The sequence below is a fragment of the Acinetobacter corruptisaponis genome, from assembly GCF_030053775.1.
Taxonomy (GTDB): Bacteria; Pseudomonadota; Gammaproteobacteria; order Pseudomonadales; family Moraxellaceae; genus Acinetobacter; species Acinetobacter corruptisaponis.
In genome coordinates this window covers 2,812,749-2,830,896 of the sequence record NZ_CP125669.1, presented here as the reverse complement: position 1 = coordinate 2,830,896, position 18,148 = coordinate 2,812,749, and the positions used below count along the sequence as shown (strand labels likewise).

At 44.4% G+C, this 18,148-nt stretch carries 14 protein-coding genes; 8 read left to right on the top strand and 6 right to left on the bottom strand.

The window, feature by feature from the left end; translation table 11 throughout:
• The first annotated feature begins 84 nt into the window (after positions 1-84).
• Both nagZ and QLH32_RS13490 read left to right on the top strand, forming a co-directional pair.
• Entirely contained in the window at positions 85-1,104 is a 1,020-nt protein-coding gene (nagZ, locus tag QLH32_RS13495) for a beta-N-acetylhexosaminidase (RefSeq protein ID WP_267980606.1), read from the top strand.
• A gap of 327 nt (positions 1,105-1,431) precedes the next feature.
• A complete protein-coding gene (locus QLH32_RS13490; RefSeq protein ID WP_283266611.1) occupies positions 1,432-2,274 on the top strand; it encodes a class I SAM-dependent methyltransferase in 843 nt (280 codons plus the stop codon).
• A 67-nt stretch (positions 2,275-2,341) separates the two neighbouring features.
• Here the strand turns inward: QLH32_RS13490 and QLH32_RS13485 are convergent, their stop codons facing one another.
• On the bottom strand, positions 2,342-3,655 hold the full coding sequence (locus tag QLH32_RS13485; RefSeq protein WP_283266610.1) for an alpha/beta fold hydrolase: 1,314 nt from the start codon (positions 3,653-3,655) through the stop codon (positions 2,342-2,344).
• 354 nt (positions 3,656-4,009) lie between these two features.
• Here QLH32_RS13485 and QLH32_RS13480 point away from each other — a divergent pair, with 354 nt between their 5' ends.
• From QLH32_RS13480 to pta, 3 genes are all read left to right on the top strand, one after another.
• Positions 4,010-5,275, top strand: coding sequence for a glutamate-5-semialdehyde dehydrogenase (locus tag QLH32_RS13480; RefSeq protein ID WP_283266609.1), 1,266 nt, complete (start codon positions 4,010-4,012; stop codon positions 5,273-5,275).
• Between the two features lie 305 nt (positions 5,276-5,580).
• On the top strand, positions 5,581-6,756 hold the full coding sequence (locus QLH32_RS13475; protein ID WP_283266608.1) for an acetate/propionate family kinase: 1,176 nt from the start codon (positions 5,581-5,583) through the stop codon (positions 6,754-6,756).
• A gap of 31 nt (positions 6,757-6,787) precedes the next feature.
• Entirely contained in the window at positions 6,788-8,923 is a 2,136-nt protein-coding gene (gene pta / locus QLH32_RS13470) for a phosphate acetyltransferase (protein WP_283266607.1), read from the top strand.
• 330 nt (positions 8,924-9,253) lie between these two features.
• Here the strand turns inward: pta and QLH32_RS13465 are convergent, their stop codons facing one another.
• Positions 9,254-10,159 carry a DMT family transporter gene (locus QLH32_RS13465; RefSeq protein WP_283266606.1) on the bottom strand — a complete coding sequence of 302 codons (906 nt, stop codon included), beginning with the start codon at positions 10,157-10,159 and terminating at the stop codon, positions 9,254-9,256.
• Between the two features lie 179 nt (positions 10,160-10,338).
• Here QLH32_RS13465 and QLH32_RS13460 point away from each other — a divergent pair, with 179 nt between their 5' ends.
• From QLH32_RS13460 to QLH32_RS13450, 3 genes are all read left to right on the top strand, one after another.
• The gene (locus QLH32_RS13460) at positions 10,339-11,199 is read left to right on the top strand and encodes a helix-turn-helix domain-containing protein (RefSeq protein WP_283266605.1); all 861 of its coding nucleotides are present in this window, start codon (positions 10,339-10,341) and stop codon (positions 11,197-11,199) included.
• Between the two features lie 148 nt (positions 11,200-11,347).
• Positions 11,348-12,874 carry a fumarate hydratase gene (locus QLH32_RS13455; protein ID WP_283266604.1) on the top strand — a complete coding sequence of 509 codons (1,527 nt, stop codon included), beginning with the start codon at positions 11,348-11,350 and terminating at the stop codon, positions 12,872-12,874.
• Between the two features lie 101 nt (positions 12,875-12,975).
• Entirely contained in the window at positions 12,976-13,518 is a 543-nt protein-coding gene (locus QLH32_RS13450) for a DUF2059 domain-containing protein (protein ID WP_283266603.1), read from the top strand.
• Positions 13,519-13,536: 18 nt separating this feature from the next.
• On the opposite strand, the gene QLH32_RS13445 is transcribed toward QLH32_RS13450, so the two are convergent.
• The 4 genes from QLH32_RS13445 to tig form a co-directional block, all read right to left on the bottom strand.
• On the bottom strand, positions 13,537-14,253 hold the full coding sequence (locus QLH32_RS13445; RefSeq protein WP_283266602.1) for a DUF2846 domain-containing protein: 717 nt from the start codon (positions 14,251-14,253) through the stop codon (positions 13,537-13,539).
• Between the two features lie 161 nt (positions 14,254-14,414).
• The gene (gene clpX / locus QLH32_RS13440) at positions 14,415-15,725 is read right to left on the bottom strand and encodes an ATP-dependent Clp protease ATP-binding subunit ClpX (protein ID WP_283266601.1); all 1,311 of its coding nucleotides are present in this window, start codon (positions 15,723-15,725) and stop codon (positions 14,415-14,417) included.
• A gap of 41 nt (positions 15,726-15,766) precedes the next feature.
• Positions 15,767-16,372 carry an ATP-dependent Clp endopeptidase proteolytic subunit ClpP gene (gene clpP / locus QLH32_RS13435; RefSeq protein WP_004678498.1) on the bottom strand — a complete coding sequence of 202 codons (606 nt, stop codon included), beginning with the start codon at positions 16,370-16,372 and terminating at the stop codon, positions 15,767-15,769.
• A 197-nt stretch (positions 16,373-16,569) separates the two neighbouring features.
• Complete coding sequence (gene tig / locus QLH32_RS13430; RefSeq protein WP_283266600.1) at positions 16,570-17,901, bottom strand: trigger factor; 1,332 nt, start codon at positions 17,899-17,901, stop codon at positions 16,570-16,572.
• Between the last annotated feature and the right edge of the window lie 247 nt (positions 17,902-18,148).

Here is an 18,148-nt window from a genome sequence, read left to right as displayed (position 1 = left end):
CAGCTAAAAAATATCCTCTGTCGCAAGCATCTGTGAAGTATAAACAGACCCTAATATTTATATCAAAATTCAAACGGAATCACTATGATCGGCGCATTGATGCTGGATATTGCTGGCACAGAACTTACCCAAGAAGATATTGAACTATTACAGGCTCCGCAAGTCGGCGGCATGATTTTATTTGCCCGAAATATTGAATCGCCTCAACAGGTCCGTGCATTGACAGACCATATGCGGCAGGTGCGCCCTGACATCCTGATTGCCGTTGATCAGGAAGGTGGCCGTGTACAACGTTTAAGACAGGGTTTTACCTTGCTTCCAGCGATGGGACGACTTGGAGAGCATTATCTGCACAGCCCGCAGCAGGCAATTGAACTGGCTGAACAATGTGGCTGGTTAATGGCAACTGAAGTGCTTGCGGTGGGGATTGATTTTAGCTTTGCGCCTGTTTTGGACTTGAACGATATTAGCGATGTGATTGGGGATCGTGGTTTTGCCAAAAATATGCAGGATATCATGCCGCTGGCAGGTGCATTTATGCAGGGCATGAAAAAAGCAGGCATGGCAACCACTGGCAAACATTTTCCAGGACATGGTTCAGTCAAGGCAGACTCGCATGTGGCGGCGGCAATTGACAGCCGTCGCTATCAGGAAATTTATGACAAGGATATGCAAAGCTTTATTCAGTTGATGCCTCAGTTGGATGCATTGATGCCAGCCCATGTGATCTATGATCAGGTTGATCCCAACCCAGCAGGCTTCTCTCCTTTCTGGCTGCAAAATGTCTTGCGCCAGCAGCTCAGGTTTGATGGGGTTTTATTCTCGGATGACCTGAGTATGCAGGCTGCATGTGTGGCGGGCGGTGCGGATGCGCGGATTCAGGCTGCATTAAGCGCGGGTTGTGATATGGGTCTGGTCTGCAACGACCGTGCGGCAGCATGTACCGCGCTGGATGGCATTCAAAACCTTGCCTTACCAAACCAGCAACGATTGGAGCGTATGCGCGGTAAAATTCCAGAGATTCAGATCGGTACGACACTAACTTTAGATGAAAACTGGCAAAACGTCAGAAAAGTCATTGAAGACTTTAAGAATTCGTTTTAAGTTGATAGAAGATTTTTAATGCTATAAAAGGTTGATATTCCCCTTTATATTACATTAAATGAAAAAACCAGCAATATCATGATTTATTTAATATTTTAAGCCCCCATTTTTCAAAGTAAGGGTGTCAAAGTCTAAGTTTCCACTTGTTTTTGACCTCTCCCTAACCCTCTCCTCAAAGGAGAGGGAACATCACGAATCATATAAGTTATTGGATTTGTGGAAGTCTCCCTCTTTCCAGGAGGGAGATTTAGAGGGAGGTCTTATAAAGACTTGACACTCCTAGCCAAAAAGAGGGGGATTTTTCAAGGACAACAGAGTCTAGGACAGATGACACAACAACTTTCAAAACATCGCCATATTTCATTTACTGCACATTACACAGGCTATATCTGGTATCAAATGGGAATTTCTCATCCAGCGTTGGCGACAGCAAAGGGGAAAACGCTTGCCGCCCTAGTTCATCCAATTGAAAGCTGGGCAGAGAAATATGTGGGTGGCAGTATGCGTACCACGCTAAAACAACGCCACACCATGCTCGACACCCATTTGCAGTCCCTAATTCAGCAGCATCCTGATTTACAGGTGCTTGAGATTGCCTGCGGACTCTCCCCGCGTGGATGGTGGTTTAGACAGCATTATCCAGACATTACTTACCGTGAACTTGACTTGCCTGACATGGCTGCGACTAAACAGGCGGCACTGCAACAAATTGAAAGCGAAACTGATGAGGTGCTTTCAGTCGATTTATTCACAGATGCGTTCGCTTCCGCCTTTCAGGTATTTGATCCTCAACGTCCATTGGTGGTGATTAGCGAGGGTTTGATTAACTATTTTGAGAAACCATTATTGCAACAACTGATTAAAGCCATTGCTACCTATGGCAAAGACTTTAAAGAATTGCATTATTTAACTGACCTTTATCCAGAACCGACCCAAAATAAACTCGCCACCATCATCTGGAATAGCAGCCGTTTATTGAAGTGGATGTCCCGTAGTGCCTTTAGTTTCCACTTTCAGACTCCTGTTGAAGTCGAACAGTTTTTTCATGAAGCTGGCTTTAAACAGGTAGAGGTTCTACAGCCCAAACAGTTTTTTGATCAAATTTCCCTGCAAAACAGTCAGCAGCACTTGGGTGATCTGGTCTGGACAATTCAGGCAACCAATAAATAATCTCTACAAAAAAGAGAAGTGGAATACACCACTTCTCTTTTTTAACTTTCCTACACGTTTTTACGCATTAATTAGCCAGTTTCTGACGCTCAATAAAACGGGTTAAACGGTCAGCAATCTCAAAACTACCATGTTTAAACAAGATGCGTAGACCTTGCTCGGTGGCATCAAAGATTAAACATTCAATTTTAAACTCGCCCTCTTCATCAGCTAAATGCAAGGCTAAATCACGTGGATACTGGCTAACAAAATCAAGCTGCTCAAGTTGGTGAAGTTTTAGGTACACCCCAAAGAACGTGATATCAACAATTGTGACTGGCGCTTCGCTATCCAGATGACGGTGGCTAAGCTTGCTTTCTGGCTGTAAAACAGGGATACGCTCTTCACCACGGCGTTCAATCTGCTTCATTTGCTCGCGCGTCATGCTAATGATGCCATCAAGGTTATCGATGGATTCACCTTTCAGGAATGTCGTAAACAAATTCATGGTTTCTTTACGGCGCTGCAACTGTGGCACATGGTCGGCATTGGCGATCAGGGCAAACTGCATGTCTTCACACTGCAAGGCAAAGTCGGCGTTTTCATGCGGCAGGGTAAAACTGTCATACTGCCCAGCGGCAACCAGTGTCTTACACTGTGCGACAGGCACATCGCTTAGGCGCAGTAAACGGTTGCAGTTGATTTCATAGCGCTCGCGCTCAGTTGTGGTGAAATCAGCCATCTGCCTGAAGAACAGGCGCTTGGCTGTTGGTGACATACGTGTCTTGTCCAGCTTGGCGTGGTTGACCAGATACAAAATAACCGCCTGCCCAAACTCCTCCATGCGGTCTTCACGCATCAGGTGTAGTGACTCCTCAAGCAGCATGCGCCAGCTTTTACGGGTCTTTTGCATCACGCCCATCAGCACCATACGATCCACCAGTTCTGGACGTTGATATGCAAATGAAGAAGCGACCACTGAACCCAATGACATTCCCATCACTGAAACCTTGTCGATTCCAACAATATCAAGCCATTGACCCAGCATTTTTGATAAGTCAGGCAATTCCAGCACTGCTGCGGATTCACCAGTATCCACATTGCGAATCTGTTGATTTGCGCCCATTGAAGGTAAATCAATCAAAATGACAGGACCACTCTCAAAGAGTTGCTCAACACAATACTTATAAGAGTTAAAGTTCTGAAATGCGCCTCCGACAATTACAATTGGCGTGTTGTAGATCGTTTTAGGATCAGCAATCGCCATATATTCAATTTTCCAACCATCTATCCATGTAGCACGCGCTGGTTGTTTAAAACTGTTTTTATTGTAAATGTCGAAAAAACCAAACCCAGTGTAGGTGTGGTTTAAATCCGAGTCCATTTGGATAATGGAATTCATATCCTTCCTCCATCCTTGTTTATTTTTTTGATGCAAGAGTCTCATTTTTGACGATTTCAACTTGCAAGTTAACAAATTTATAAAATTTGTATTACATTTATCCTATACATTTTCATTCTATACAAATGCATGTTTTATACGCAATGATTTCCTTAACCATTTATCTTGTTTAATTCAACAATCTTTTGCAAAATATGTAGTCATGCCTTTAAATTCAACATATTCATCGCATTTCAGCAAAAATACCCGCGCAACATAACAGTTTATAATTTGTGAATTAGTCAGTTCAGGCTATTCATTGTTCCGCATTTGACTGTTACTATCTTTATAAATACATGCAATCATCAAAATGCTATGCAAGACTCTATTCAAACTTATATGCAGCAGGTCGGGATACAGGCGCGTAAAGCGTCCCGTATTTTAGTCAGTGCATCGACACATTTGAAAAATCATGCCTTGTCTGCAATTTATACTGCCTTGGAAAATAATCAAGCACAAATTTTAGCAGCCAACCAGATTGATATGGAAAATGGTCGTCAACGCCAACTGGACAGCGCCCTGCTTGACCGTCTGGAACTGACCCCTGCCCGTTTTAAAGGCATGTTACAGGGCCTAAAGGATGTCATCGCATTGGTTGACCCGATTGGTGAGATCACTGATATGGCCTACCGTCCGTCTGGTATCCAGTTGGGTAAAATGCGGGTGCCGCTTGGCGTGATTGGAATGATTTATGAGTCACGTCCCAATGTGACACTTGAGGCAGCATCATTGGCGCTAAAATCAGGTAACGCGATTATCCTGCGTGGTGGCTCTGAGGCGCTGGAATCGAACAAGGCGATCGCAGCCGCCATTCAGCATGGCCTACAGGTTTCAGGCCTGCCTGAACATGCCGTACAGGTGATTGACACACCTGACCGCGCCGCTGTTGGACACCTGATCACCATGAATGAATATGTTGACGTGATTGTACCACGTGGTGGAAAAAGCCTGATTGAACGCATCAGCAATGAAGCGCGCATTCCTGTGATCAAGCATCTGGATGGCAACTGCCATATCTTTGTTGAGGCACAGGCTGACCTGCAAAAAGCCTTGCCAATCGCCTTGAATGCAAAAACACACCGTTATGGTGTATGTAATGCCATGGAAACCCTGTTGGTTGATGAGGCGATTGCTGAAGAATTCCTGCCCCGCATTGCTGAGCTTTATGCGGAAAAACAGGTTGAGCTTCGTGGCTGTCCAGAAACCCAGCGCATTCTGGGTGAATCTGTCAAAACCGCGACTGAGGAAGACTGGTATACAGAGTATCTGGGGCCGATTCTTGCAGTTAAGGTGGTGAGTGGTATGGATGAGGCGATTGAGCATATCAATCAATATGGCTCACACCATACCGATGCGATTATTACCGAAAACTTTAGTCTGGCGCGTGAGTTTCTGGCGCGTGTTGACTCCAGCTCAGTGATGATCAATGCCTCAACCCGTTTTGCCGATGGCTTCGAATATGGTCTTGGTGCGGAAATCGGGATTTCGACCGACAAAATCCATGCCCGTGGTCCAGTCGGTCTGGAAGGCCTGACCTCACAGAAATGGATTGTTTTCGGTGATGGTCAAATTCGCCAGTAAACTGGTTCTATCGGTTTAATTTTCGGCACGATAAAGCTCATTTATTTGATCTTTATCGTGTTTTTATATATTTTCATACAAAAAACTGTAGCAAAACAAACAGATCACCCCAAATAACTTTTTATTTGCATACTATACTGAAATATCAATTTGTTTCACTTATAAATCAGTCGTATAGGCTAAAGTCTATTTTCGTCAATACGGCCTCCCATGTTAAAACATTGCGCTTGATTCTACTGCCCCATGCATTGCAGCAAAATCAAAAGTATTCGTTTATAAAATTAAAACCTGTTAGGTGTTCAAACGTGGCTATATCTGTACTTGTAATTAACTGTGGTTCATCATCCATCAAATATGCACTGATCTCGGAACGCCGTGAAGATCGTATCTATGGTTTGGCAGAAAATCTGGGCGCCGCGGATGCGCGGATCAAGGGCATCACTGTGGGGGGTGAGGCGCTTGAACTTTCCATTCCCTATGCAGATCACGCCAAGGCACTTGAGACCTTACTTGAACGCTTAGCCAACTATAACCCCCAGGCGATTGGTCACCGTGTGGTGCATGGTGGCAACATCACCCAGGCAGAACGCCTCACCCAGCAAACCATTGACCGTATTCGTGATGCCATTCCACTGGCACCGCTACATAATCCAGCCAACCTGATTGGAATTGAGGCAACCATGAGCCTGTTCCCTCAACTTCCCCAAGTGGCGGTGTTTGATACGGCTTTCCATCAAACCATGCCTGAACATGCCTACCGCTACGCAATTCCACAATTCTTATATACTGAACATCAGGTACGCCGTTACGGTTTTCATGGCACCAGTCATGCCTATGTGACTGAACGTGCCAGCGAGCTGGCAGGACAGAAAAATCAGGGGGGCTGGCTCAGTGCGCATTTGGGCAATGGCAGCTCAACCTGTGCGGTATGGAATGGTCAGAGTATTGATACATCAATGGGTCTAACGCCACTGGAAGGTGTGGTGATGGGAACCCGAAGCGGTGATGTTGATCCAAGCCTGCATTTATTCCTAGCAAACAATCTGGGTTGGGACATTCAAAAAATCGACAACATGCTCAACAAGGAAAGTGGTCTACTTGGTCTGTCAGGTTTATCCAATGATATGCGTACACTGGTGGAAGCCTCTGAAAAAGGTCATGAGGATGCAACCCTAGCCATCGAGGTATTCTGTTATCGTCTGGCAAAATCATTATCCGCCTTAAGTTGTGGCCTGCCGCGTTTAGATGGATTGGTGTTCACTGGCGGCATTGGTGAAAATTCTGCCTATGTGCGTGAAAAAACGCTCGCTTACCTGCCTCATTTTGGCCTGCAATTCAGCAAGGAAAACAATGATACTTTGGCCCGTGGCACAGAGGGACGTATTGACGCAGGAACTGGCCCACAAATCTGGGTGATTCCAACTGATGAAGAGGGTCGTATCGCCAAAGAGACTCGTCAGGTACTTGCACAAATAGCTTAAACAATCATATTTAGATAATACCAAGGTCATTATGAACACAATTTTACTGATCCCTACAGGCGAGGGTGTTGGTTTAACCTCTGCCTGCTTAGGCATGATTTACGCACTGGACTGTAAAGGGATCAATGCAGGTTTCTTAAAACCATTTTCACAAATTTCAGATGCAACGGTTGACCGCACCACCACCCTGTATCGTCATCTATTCCAGCATCATTCAGTTGAGCCGATTACTTATGAAAGATTGACTCAACTGATTGCATTAGGTGAGACAGATGAATTGCTCGAAGAAGCAGTTGCGTTGCATCGCCAGATTGCGGTTGATCATGATGTAATTATTGTCGAGGGGCTGGTTCCGAATGGACAAGACCATTTTGCCAGTGAAATCAATGCAGCGCTTGCGCAGGCGCTGGATGCCCAGGTAGTTTTGGTTAGTACCGCTGATCTTGCTGATCCACGCAAGACAGCGGAAAGAGTTGATGCCCATCTACGCCAGTTTGGCGGCGCAGCCTCGACGCGGACCACAGGGGTCCTGTTCATGCGAACCAAGGGACTTCCTGACGGCACGGCTGAAATTCCTGTCACACTTGACCCAAGCCTGCGTCTGGATCAGCAAATTACCGAATTTTCATTAGAGCTGCAACGTTATAACCGCTTTATGGGAACAGATGAGTTGCCCATTATCGGTCTGGTTCCATTCAGCAATATCCTCAGTGTGCCACGTAGTTTGGACATTGCAGCAATTGTTGAGGGAACATGGCTGCATCAGGGCGAAGCAAAACAGCGCCGTATTTTACATACCAGCCTGATTGCCTCAAATATTGAATCTGAACTGCACAAGTTTATTGCGGGTGAGCTGATCATCAGTGCCTCACAGCGTACCGATACCCTGCTTGCAGCCAGTCTCGCCAGTAGCAATGGTACGCCATTGGCAGGATTGGTTTTAACTGAACAGGCCCCGCCCTCAGACAATGTTTTAGAATTTTGCCAAAGTGCAATTAAGCAAGGTTTGCCAATTCTGCATACTTCACTTGATACACTGGAAACAGCACAACGCTTAAATCGTTTTGGCAATGAAATTCCAATTGATGATACTGAACGCGCTGAGCAGGTTACCCGTTTTGTTTCAAGCCATATTGACAATAACTGGCTGGATCAACATACCCAGAACAACCTGCATCCCCGCCTTTCTCCATCAGCTTTCCGCTATGAGCTGGTACAGAAGTCAATTGCAGCGAAAAAACGTATCGTGCTTCCAGAGGGTGATGAACCGCGTACCGTACAGGCTGCTGTGATTTGCCAGACCCGTGGTATTGCCCAATGTATCCTGTTGGCAAAACCAGAGTCTGTTGCCGAGGTTGCCAAGGCACGTGGGATTCAACTGCCTGCTGATCTACAGATCATTGACCCAGACAGCATCCGTGATCAATACATTGAGCCAATGGTTGAGTTACGCAGAGGCAAGCTGGATGCGTTGCAGGCCAAAGCACAATTACAGGATACGGTCGTACTGGGCACCATGATGCTAGCACTGAATCAAGTGGATGGTCTGGTTTCAGGGGCGATTCATACCACAGCCAATACTGTAAGACCTGCATTTCAACTCATTAAGACCGCACCGAATTACTCACTGGTCTCATCAATTTTCTTTATGCTGTTGCCTGATGAAGTGTATGTCTATGGTGACTGTGCGATCAACCCTGATCCAAATGCGGAACAGCTTGCCGAAATTGCGATTCAATCCGCAGACTCAGCCAAAGCCTTTGGTCTTGACCCACGTATCGCCATGATTAGTTATTCAACAGGAACGTCTGGTACAGGTGCAGATGTTGAGAAAGTCGCTGAAGCGACCAAGATCGCACAGCAACGCCGACCAGACTTACTGATTGATGGTCCGTTGCAATATGACGCAGCTTCGGTTGAAAGTGTTGGCCGTCAGAAAGCACCTGACTCGCAAGTTGCAGGTCGTGCCAATGTGTTTATTTTTCCTGACCTAAATACAGGGAACACCACCTATAAAGCAGTACAGCGTGCCGCCAATGTCGTCAGTGTTGGCCCAATGCTACAAGGTTTAAACAAGCCAGTGAATGACTTGTCTCGCGGTGCTTTGGTCGATGATATTGTGTTTACCATTGCATTGACGGCAATTCAGGCAAAGCAGCAAGATTAAGCAACTTACGATAGCCCTCTGCTTGAGCTGTAAAATGCACAAGCAGATAAGTTTTACCAGTTGAATCAAATCATTTTTATTTTAAATGAAGCACTCACAGTCTCATAAACCATGAGTCATCATAAGTTTTTTGTATAGACATTTGCCTTACTTTTGACTGGGCAAAAGTAACAAAACCCCTCTGTTAGACTGATGGTACATCCCTGTAAACCACAGTCTAACAAGGTGGCATCCATGCCACCTGTCACGAGAGCAAATGCTCATGAAGCAAAATAAGAAGAATCGAGACCTCTTGTATATCAAACTTCTTTAACATTAAGCTTTTTTCACTTAAACCGACTTAGAAGCTTGAACCATCTTAGAGTGTGGACCTTTGATAAAGAAAATCGCATTGCCACATAAAATCAAAATTACTCCGATCACCGCATTCATTTGCCAATGGTAATCCTCCCATATCGTTGAAATAAGCAAAGCCACCAAAGGAAATAGCAAAGTACTATAAGCTGCCTTACCAGCCCCAATTCGTCCAACCAGATAAAAATAAGCAGTAAACCCAATCACCGAACCAAAGATCGCTAGATAGAGTAAGGCACTGATTGCACTAAACTGCATACTTGGAAAAAAATCATCCTGCCTAAACCATGAAATCAAGGCCATTAAAAGCGAGCCATACAACATGCCATAGGCATTGGTGGTAAAAATATCCAACCCATGTTTTTGATGGCGCGTACTGATCATATTCCCTAAAGAAAAACCATAAGTGCCTAGGATACATAGTCCAATACCTATTAAGGTATTGCGATTTAAAGTGGTGCCCGCCACATCATGCCAGAACAAGGCAATAATCCCCAACACACCGAGTAAAGCAGCAGGATAGAACCGTGAAGAAACCTGCTGAGAGAAAAATAATCGGGCATTGATGGTATTAAAAATCACCGCCATGGAGAAAATCACGGCTTCCAAACCGCTACTGATATATTGCACCGCATAGTAGAAGCAGACGAAGTTAAAACCAAAAATGCAGCAGGCCTGCAACATACAAAACAGATGATCCTGAATCGCCAGTTTCCACAACTTTCGACTTAATACAACGAAAACAAATAACACTATTGCAGAAATAAAAAAACGCCAGAACACCGCAACACTGACCGAAATTCCACTTTGTTGTTGCAGACTAATCGCAATCCATGTTGTTCCCCAGATCACCACAACCAAAGCATATAACAGCGCATTCATCTCTTTTAAACCAAACTCAATGACCACAACTGCTATTTTGCGAGTTTTGGGTCCATGATTTCTTGCATAATCTTGCGATGCCTGTCATCAACTTGCGATTTTTATTCATGCTTTTGCTAGATGACAAGGCGATATGAAAGTCCTACACTAAATACTCTATTTGGCACTGCATATAGAAGATGAAATATCAGATTCTCGATCAATTACAGCAATATAAAGCGCAATTGCTCGACTCGGTAGAACTGGGTTCGGGTATGCAGCTCGCCATGTGGCAAAATAATCAAGATCGTGTCAGCGTGTGTAGCAATCATCACACTTTGAGTATGTATATTCAGGGCGGTTATGAAAGCTATCAAAAGACCGCTCAAGGCTGGCATAATGGGGGCGGGCCAGATCGCATGTGCCTGATGCCACAGGATTTTGAATCGACTTGGGATCTACGCGATCCACTTACCTTTGTACATCTTTACTATACTGAGCAACACCTACAACGGGTGGCAGAACAGGTCTGGGATCGCGAACCCAGCCAGATCATTTTAAATCCGCAAATTTTTGTGGCTGACCCACAAATTTCCATAATCTATCGTCATTTTTTACTGAATGGTGCATGGCAAGATCGTGAAAACCATTTACAGATGAGTACCGCAACAACGCTGTTACTCAATCATCTGATTAAAAATTATAGCCATGCACAGTGGCAAGTGCCCGAAGTTAAAGGTGGCCTCTCCCCATATGTGCTCAAACAACTAATAGAATGGATTGATCAACATCTACATTTGAGTTTGACCTTGTCTGATTTAGCGCAACAGACGCAACTCAGTGAATATCATTTTGCGCATATGTTCAAGCAATCCATGCACATGCCACCGCATCAATATGTCATGCAACGCCGTCTTGAGCGCGCCCATCAAGCACTGGAACAGACCACAGCTAATCTGACAGAGATCGCAGTACAATATGGATTTAGCTCAAGCAGCCATTTTAGCCATCGCTTTAAGAAACAGTTTGGCTATAGTCCATCTCAACTGAGAAAAAACTAAAATCCAAAGCGCACCTTTGGTTGATGCAATTTAGATCAAAGGCTTACTTTAGACCTTTAGCCAAATCTAAGCTAAAACTCCCACATTCATTCCTTTTTGTCATATAATTTAGCCCGCCAGCTAATCGCCCGCTCAAGAGAAATTTGATATGACAACGATCATCAAACAAGATGACTTGATTACATCAATCAAGGATGCCCTGCAGTTTATTTCTTACTATCACCCACAAGACTTCATCCAAGCGATGAGCCGTGCTTATGATCGTGAAGAAAACAAAGCTGCAAAAGATGCAATTGCACAAATCCTTATCAACTCACGTATGTGTGCTGAAGGTCATCGCCCAATCTGTCAGGATACAGGGATTGTCAACGTTTTCCTTGAAGTTGGCTTAGACGTTAAATTTGATTTAAGCATGAGTCTGGATGATGCAGTCAACGAAGGAGTACGCCAAGGTTACCTAGAGAACTCAAACGTACTCCGTGCTTCTGTGTTGGCCGATCCAGCTTTTGGTCGTAAAAATACTAAAGACAATACCCCTGCCGTGATTCACTACAAGCTCGTTCCAGGTAACAAGGTTGATATTACTGTTGCAGCAAAAGGTGGTGGTTCAGAAAATAAATCCAAGCTTGCAATGTTGAACCCATCTGACTCGATTGTGGACTGGGTACTTAAAACTGTTCCAACCATGGGTGCAGGTTGGTGTCCACCAGGTATGCTCGGTATTGGTATCGGTGGTACTGCTGAAAAAGCCATGATGCTTGCCAAAGAAGCACTCATGGAAGAAATCAACATGGACGAATTACTTCGTCGTGGCCCACAAAGCAAAATGGAAGAACTCCGTATCGAGATCTTCGAGAAAGTAAATGCGCTGGGTATTGGCGCACAAGGCCTTGGCGGTTTAACCACAGTGCTTGATATCAAGATCAAGGATTACCCATGTCATGCTGCGGGCAAACCAGTGGGAATGATTCCAAACTGTGCTGCAACTCGTCATGCACATTTCCAGTTAGATGGTACTGGTGTTGCGCATATTCAGGCACCTAAACTTGAAGACTATCCTGCCGTGACTTGGGATTCCTCTCAGTCTAAGCGTGTAAATCTGGATACCATTACTCAGGAAGAAATGAATTCCTGGAAACCAGGTGACACCTTACTTCTCAATGGCACCATTTATACAGGTCGTGATGCTGCACATAAACGCATGGTCGATATGTTAAATAATGGTGAAGAACTTCCTGTAGATCTAAAAGGTAAATTTATTTACTACGTTGGTCCAGTCGATCCAGTTGGCGATGAAGTGGTTGGTCCTGCTGGCCCAACAACTGCAACCCGTATGGACAAGTTTACCCGTCAGGTTCTGGAAGCTACAGGCTTATTTGGTATGATTGGTAAAGCGGATCGTGGCCCTGCTGCGGTTGAGGCAATCAAGAACAACAAGGCAACTTACCTGATGGCCGTTGGTGGTGCAGCTTACCTCGTATCTAAAGCAGTACGTGAAGCCGAAGTGGTTGCATTCGCAGACTTGGGTATGGAAGCGATCTACAAGTTTGTGGTTGAAGACATGCCTGTATCTGTTGCAGTTGATGTCAATGGCACCTCAATCCACGCCATTGCACCAAAAATCTGGCAAGCGAAGATTGGCAAGATTCCAGTGGTTGATGCCGCTGCATCATAATATTTATACAATTCAGGTAGCCGAATCATCGTATTCGGCTATTTTTTTGCCCAGTGCTTCTGTTAGATTATAAAAAACAAAACAACAATAAGGGCAAAGACATGAGTAGAAATATATCGAGGGTGCTGGTCGGTTTATGCCTGATCAGTGCCATACAAAGTGTCTTTGCCACACCAGCGCGAACCCAGTCTGTAAAAGAGCTGATCAAACTGAGTGAGTTTGAAAATATCCTATATACCTCTTTGGATGAAATGCAGCCGACATTGGATTCAGAAGCTGAAAACATCCTGCTAAGGGTATTAAACAAGGATAAATTAACCACCACACAGGAACAATTGGCTGTACTCGAACTCAGCCAATTGTTGAAAGACACCAGTTCAAAAGTGTTCGCCCGACCCGAAACCTTACAGGCCATAGAAAAAATTTATGCCGAGACATTAAGTGAGGAAGAGGTGCAGGCTTATTTAAAATTCCTAAAAACGCCTGAGGGTAGATCCATTAATCAAAAAACATTGAAAATCAGCACCAATGTTTTTCAGTATATGAGTCATTTGAGCCAGCAAAGCCTGAATGATCCAGAGCAAAGCTCACAGCTAAAGGAACAGTTCCTAACCATCATCAAACCACTGGTTCAACCTGATTAGTCCCTGTTCTGTGTCAGTTTACCAGGTTAAAGGATTCCAGATTTTAAATGGCTTGACCAAAAGCACTTCAGACTTTTCATCATATTTAACGGGCTTGAGCTCCTGAGGCTTGGAACGAACCTCTCCCGATTCATCCTGTGCAACGAAGTTATAGCTCGAAGATTTTAGGCGGGTAAACGCAATTTCCTGATGGGCAACCTTGTCAGGCATCACCATCCAGGGGCCCGTATGTTCACTACGGGAAATCTTGTTTTCCTCATCATATTTGATGAAATAGGTTTGCGCGGCATCCACCGTCAGGTCCAGATATTTTGGTTTCTGGAAATGTAATCCTGCCAAGGGACGGCTTGCACTTAAACGATAGGTTCCCGCAGGGAGTTCAACCCAGTAATAATGATTATGTAACAGGCTTGGAATACGATGACCATTGATAAACAGGTTGACCGCCGCAATTTCCTGACGGTTCCAGCGCGAATCTGGTCGATACAGATACACAATGGCCGCCTGTTCATTTTGCGGTTTAACTGGTGTGAAGTATTGACCCAACTTTTGATTGACCCAACCACCTACAGTGAAGCCACCCACATGGTATTGATCAAACAGGCCTGGTTCTTTTTCAGTATCCACTGGTGGTAGCGTTGCAGTCAGTGCTGCTGGTTTTTCCTCAACGGCTTTGTGGCTTTGACAGCCAGCCAATACCCCAGCACAACATAATGACAATATTAAATAACGCATGACATCCCTCAAGGCGTTTTCTTGGATTTATTGTTAACAGCGCAAAACTATGCGGATTTTCCAATTTTTAAGATTAACACCTCACCGACCAATTGCAAATAAAAAAAGCATGAAAAGCTAAACCTTTCATGCTTTTTTAGATGAGTGATAAACCGTTGCCGTTAGGCCGATTTGGAATCAATCACTTTCAAGTCTTTTTTTTCCACCAGTTCAGGCGTGGTCACCTGGGGCAGACGCTCAGCTTTATAGGTTGGTTTTGCGGTGCCATTAATCACCGCCTCATCCACAACCACTGTACCAACATCTGTACGGCTTGGTAAATCGTACATGGTTTCAAGCAAAACATTTTCCAGAATTGAACGTAGACCGCGTGCACCCGTATTGCGTTCCAGCGCTTTCTTCGCCACCGCACGCAATGCAGACTCATCAAACACCAAATCCACATCTTCCATTGTGAACAGGTATTGATATTGGCGTGTCAATGCATTCTTCGGTTCTGTCAGAATCTGCATCAGCGCTTCTTCATCCAGTTCCTCCAAAGTGGCAATCACAGGCAAACGACCAATGAACTCAGGAATCAAGCCAAACTTGACCAGATCAGTTGCCTCAACCTGACGGAACAACTCAGAGATTTTCTTACGATCATCCTTGTTCTTCACATCAGCGGTAAAGCCGATCCCGCCCTTTTCCTGACGCTGCTGGACAATTTTTTCCAGACCAGAGAATGCACCGCCACAAATAAACAGGATATTTGAGGTGTCAATCTGAATAAATTCCTGTTGAGGATGTTTACGTCCACCTTGAGGTGGAATTGAGGCAACAGTGCCCTCAATCATTTTCAACAGTGCCTGTTGCACACCCTCACCTGAAACATCACGGGTAATGGATGGATTCTCAGACTTACGGGTGATCTTGTCGATCTCATCAATATAGATAATGCCTTTCTGGGCTTTCTCTACATCATAGTCCGCTTTCTGCAATAGCTTCTGCACGATGTTTTCAACATCTTCACCCACATAACCTGCTTCCGTGAGTGTAGTCGCATCTGCCATGGCAAATGGAACATCCAGCAAGCGGGCAAGTGTTTGCGCCAGCAAGGTCTTACCTGATCCTGTTGGACCAATCAGTAGAATGTTACTTTTTGCGATTTCAACATCCTGATGTGTGTGGTGGAACTGCCCAACCTTCAACCGTTTGTAGTGGTTATACACAGCAACAGACAGGGTTTTTTTCGCAATATCCTGTCCAATGACATACTGGTCAAGGGCAGCACGTATTTCATGTGGCTTAGGCAATGCCTTGCTTGCCCAATCCCCCGCTTCAACCTGTTGGCTGGTTTGTACCAAGTCCAAGCAGACATCCACACACTCATTACAAATATATGCGTCCTCACCTGCAATCAATTTTCCAACTTCAGATTGCGTCTTACCACAAAATGAACAATGTTTTTGTCCTTGAGGATGTTCGGACATATTTACTCCACAACTTAAATCTTAAACCTAGTTTTTAAAAATCAAGGACGCTTGCTCAGCACCTGATCAACCAAACCATATTCTTTTGCTGCCTGTGCAGTCATAAAGTTGTCACGGTCTGTGTCGCGTGCGACAGTTTCATAGTTCTGACCACTATGCTCAGCCATCAAACGGTTTAAACGCTCTTTGATAAAGAGAATCTCACGTGCGTGAATTTCAATGTCAGAAGCCTGACCACGGAAACCACCCAAGGGCTGGTGAATCATGACACGGGCATTTTCAAGGCAATAACGCTTGCCCTTGGCACCCGCATTCAACAGGAATGCACCCATCGATGCCGCCTGCCCCATACAGTAGGTCACCACATCTGGCTTGATGAACTGCATGGTGTCATAAATCGCCATACCCGCAGTCACTGAACCGCCTGGTGAGTTAATATAAAGATGGATATCTTTCTCTGGATTTTCAGCTTCCAGAAACAACATCTGCGCAACGATTAAATTGGCCATGTTGTCTTCAACTTCACCTGTTAAAAAAATCACACGCTCACGTAACAGGCGTGAATAAATATCAAAAGAACGCTCACCACGAGAGGATTGTTCAACGACAACAGGAACTAAAGCATTTTCAATTGTTGGAACATACATAGGTTTATTTATTCCTAAATTATTCTGACTCGATCTATGCCAACAATATGAGGGATAATCGATGAAATTGCAAAAGGTTCAACCTGAAATATTCGATTATTTATGGCAAAACCGAGTCATTTTTCGACAAATTAACACTTTCATAACACGCATAAAAAAAGGCGCATCAAGCGCCTTTCTTCTAAACTTTTAAAAGATTAGCCACGGCGTGCCTGTTGCTCTTTTAACAAGTCTTCATAGCTTACATTTACATCACTTACTTTAGCAGAAGCCAGGATGTGGTCAACAACCTGATCTTCCAGCACAACAGCTTCAATTTGAGCGCGTTGCTGCTTGTCATTTTTGAAGTATTCAACCACTTCTGTTGGGTCTTCATAAGAAGAAGCCATATCATCGATATAAGCATCAACACGTGCCTGGTCAACTTCAAGTTTAGCGTCAGCCAATACTTTGCTCACCAACACACCAAGTTTCACTGATTTTTCAGCTTGCTCCTTGAACAATTCATCTGGAAGCATGCTGCTGTCAAATGCGCCTGCGCCCTGACCACCAAATTGTTGAGTGAACTGCTGGATCATTTGTTGACGTTGACGGTCAATTTCCTGGGCAACCATAGAAGCTGGAACTTCGATTTCGTTTGCAGCAACAAGGGCATCAAACGCAGCTTGTTTAACCTGGTTACGCAGACCGTTGCGAACTTCACGTTCCATGTTCTTACGAACATCAGCCTTTAACTTGTCCAAGCCTTCTTCTTCAGTCAAGCCAAAGATTTTTAGGAATTCAGCATCAATTTCTGGAAGTTTCTGTTTTTCAACAAGCTTCACAGTGATCTTGAACTGGGCAGCTTTACCCGCCAGATTTTCAGCCTGATAGTCTTCAGGGAAAGTCACATCAATCACTTTCTCTTCGCCTTTCTTCATGCCAACGATACCGTCTTCAAAGCCAGGGATCATACGACCTGAACCAAGAACCAGTTTAAAGTCTTCAGCAGAACCGCCCTCGAACTTCTCACCATCAACAGTACCTTCAAAGTCGAAAGTCACCTGCATGTCTTTCTTCGCCATACCCTTGGTTTCGGCCCAAGAAGCGCGTTGCTTTTGCAGGTTCTCAATCATGGTATCAACGTCTTTGTCGTTGATTTCTGAAGCCTTGCGTTCAACTTCCAAATCTGCAAAAGTCTTCACTTCCACTTCTGGATAAACTTCAACAGTTGCTTCATACACTAAAGCGTCATCTTTGTTTTCAACTTTCTCAATGTTCGGCATACCTACCGCATTGATTTTTTCTTGTTGAATCGCTTCGAACACAGTGTCGCGAATGATGTCATTCACCACTTCCTGATAAATGCCCGCACCATATTCACGGCGAACAACGTTTAAAGGCACCTTACCTGGACGGAAGCCGTTGATCTTCACAGTTTTGGCAGTGCGTTTTAAGCGAGCTTCAAATTGCTCGTTAACACGGCTCGTCGGTACAGAAACATTTAAACGACGGGCAACGCCCGAAACCGCTTCAGTCGTTACTTGCATGGCTTCCTCGATATTTAGTTAGTAGTAACAGTTTTTAAAAGTGCCACATTATATGACAACTTTGCAGATATACAAAACACATGATGAAAAAGCAACTCGCTTTCTTTGATTTTCGTCCATTTCAACACAAATTAATTCAAAAAATAGTTTTCTTAAAACAACCTTAAATAAATGTTAATTTTTGTTGTAAATGATAAAACATATCATTACCATTATGAGTGTCAGTTGTTTTAAATTTTTTTGTTTT

Coding starts and splice junctions, on each gene's coding strand:
- nagZ (WP_267980606.1), top strand. CDS start 85: ATGATCGGCGCATTGATGCTGGATATTGCTGGCACAGAACTTACCCAA.
- QLH32_RS13490 (WP_283266611.1), top strand. CDS start 1,432: ATGACACAACAACTTTCAAAACATCGCCATATTTCATTTACTGCACAT.
- QLH32_RS13485 (WP_283266610.1), bottom strand. CDS start 3,655: ATGAATTCCATTATCCAAATGGACTCGGATTTAAACCACACCTACACT.
- QLH32_RS13480 (WP_283266609.1), top strand. CDS start 4,010: ATGCAAGACTCTATTCAAACTTATATGCAGCAGGTCGGGATACAGGCG.
- pta (WP_283266607.1), top strand. CDS start 6,788: ATGAACACAATTTTACTGATCCCTACAGGCGAGGGTGTTGGTTTAACC.
- QLH32_RS13465 (WP_283266606.1), bottom strand. CDS start 10,159: ATGAATGCGCTGTTATATGCTTTGGTTGTGGTGATCTGGGGAACAACA.
- QLH32_RS13460 (WP_283266605.1), top strand. CDS start 10,339: ATGAAATATCAGATTCTCGATCAATTACAGCAATATAAAGCGCAATTG.
- QLH32_RS13455 (WP_283266604.1), top strand. CDS start 11,348: ATGACAACGATCATCAAACAAGATGACTTGATTACATCAATCAAGGAT.
- QLH32_RS13450 (WP_283266603.1), top strand. CDS start 12,976: ATGAGTAGAAATATATCGAGGGTGCTGGTCGGTTTATGCCTGATCAGT.
- QLH32_RS13445 (WP_283266602.1), bottom strand. CDS start 14,253: ATGCGTTATTTAATATTGTCATTATGTTGTGCTGGGGTATTGGCTGGC.
- clpX (WP_283266601.1), bottom strand. CDS start 15,725: ATGTCCGAACATCCTCAAGGACAAAAACATTGTTCATTTTGTGGTAAG.
- clpP (WP_004678498.1), bottom strand. CDS start 16,372: ATGTATGTTCCAACAATTGAAAATGCTTTAGTTCCTGTTGTCGTTGAA.
- tig (WP_283266600.1), bottom strand. CDS start 17,901: ATGCAAGTAACGACTGAAGCGGTTTCGGGCGTTGCCCGTCGTTTAAAT.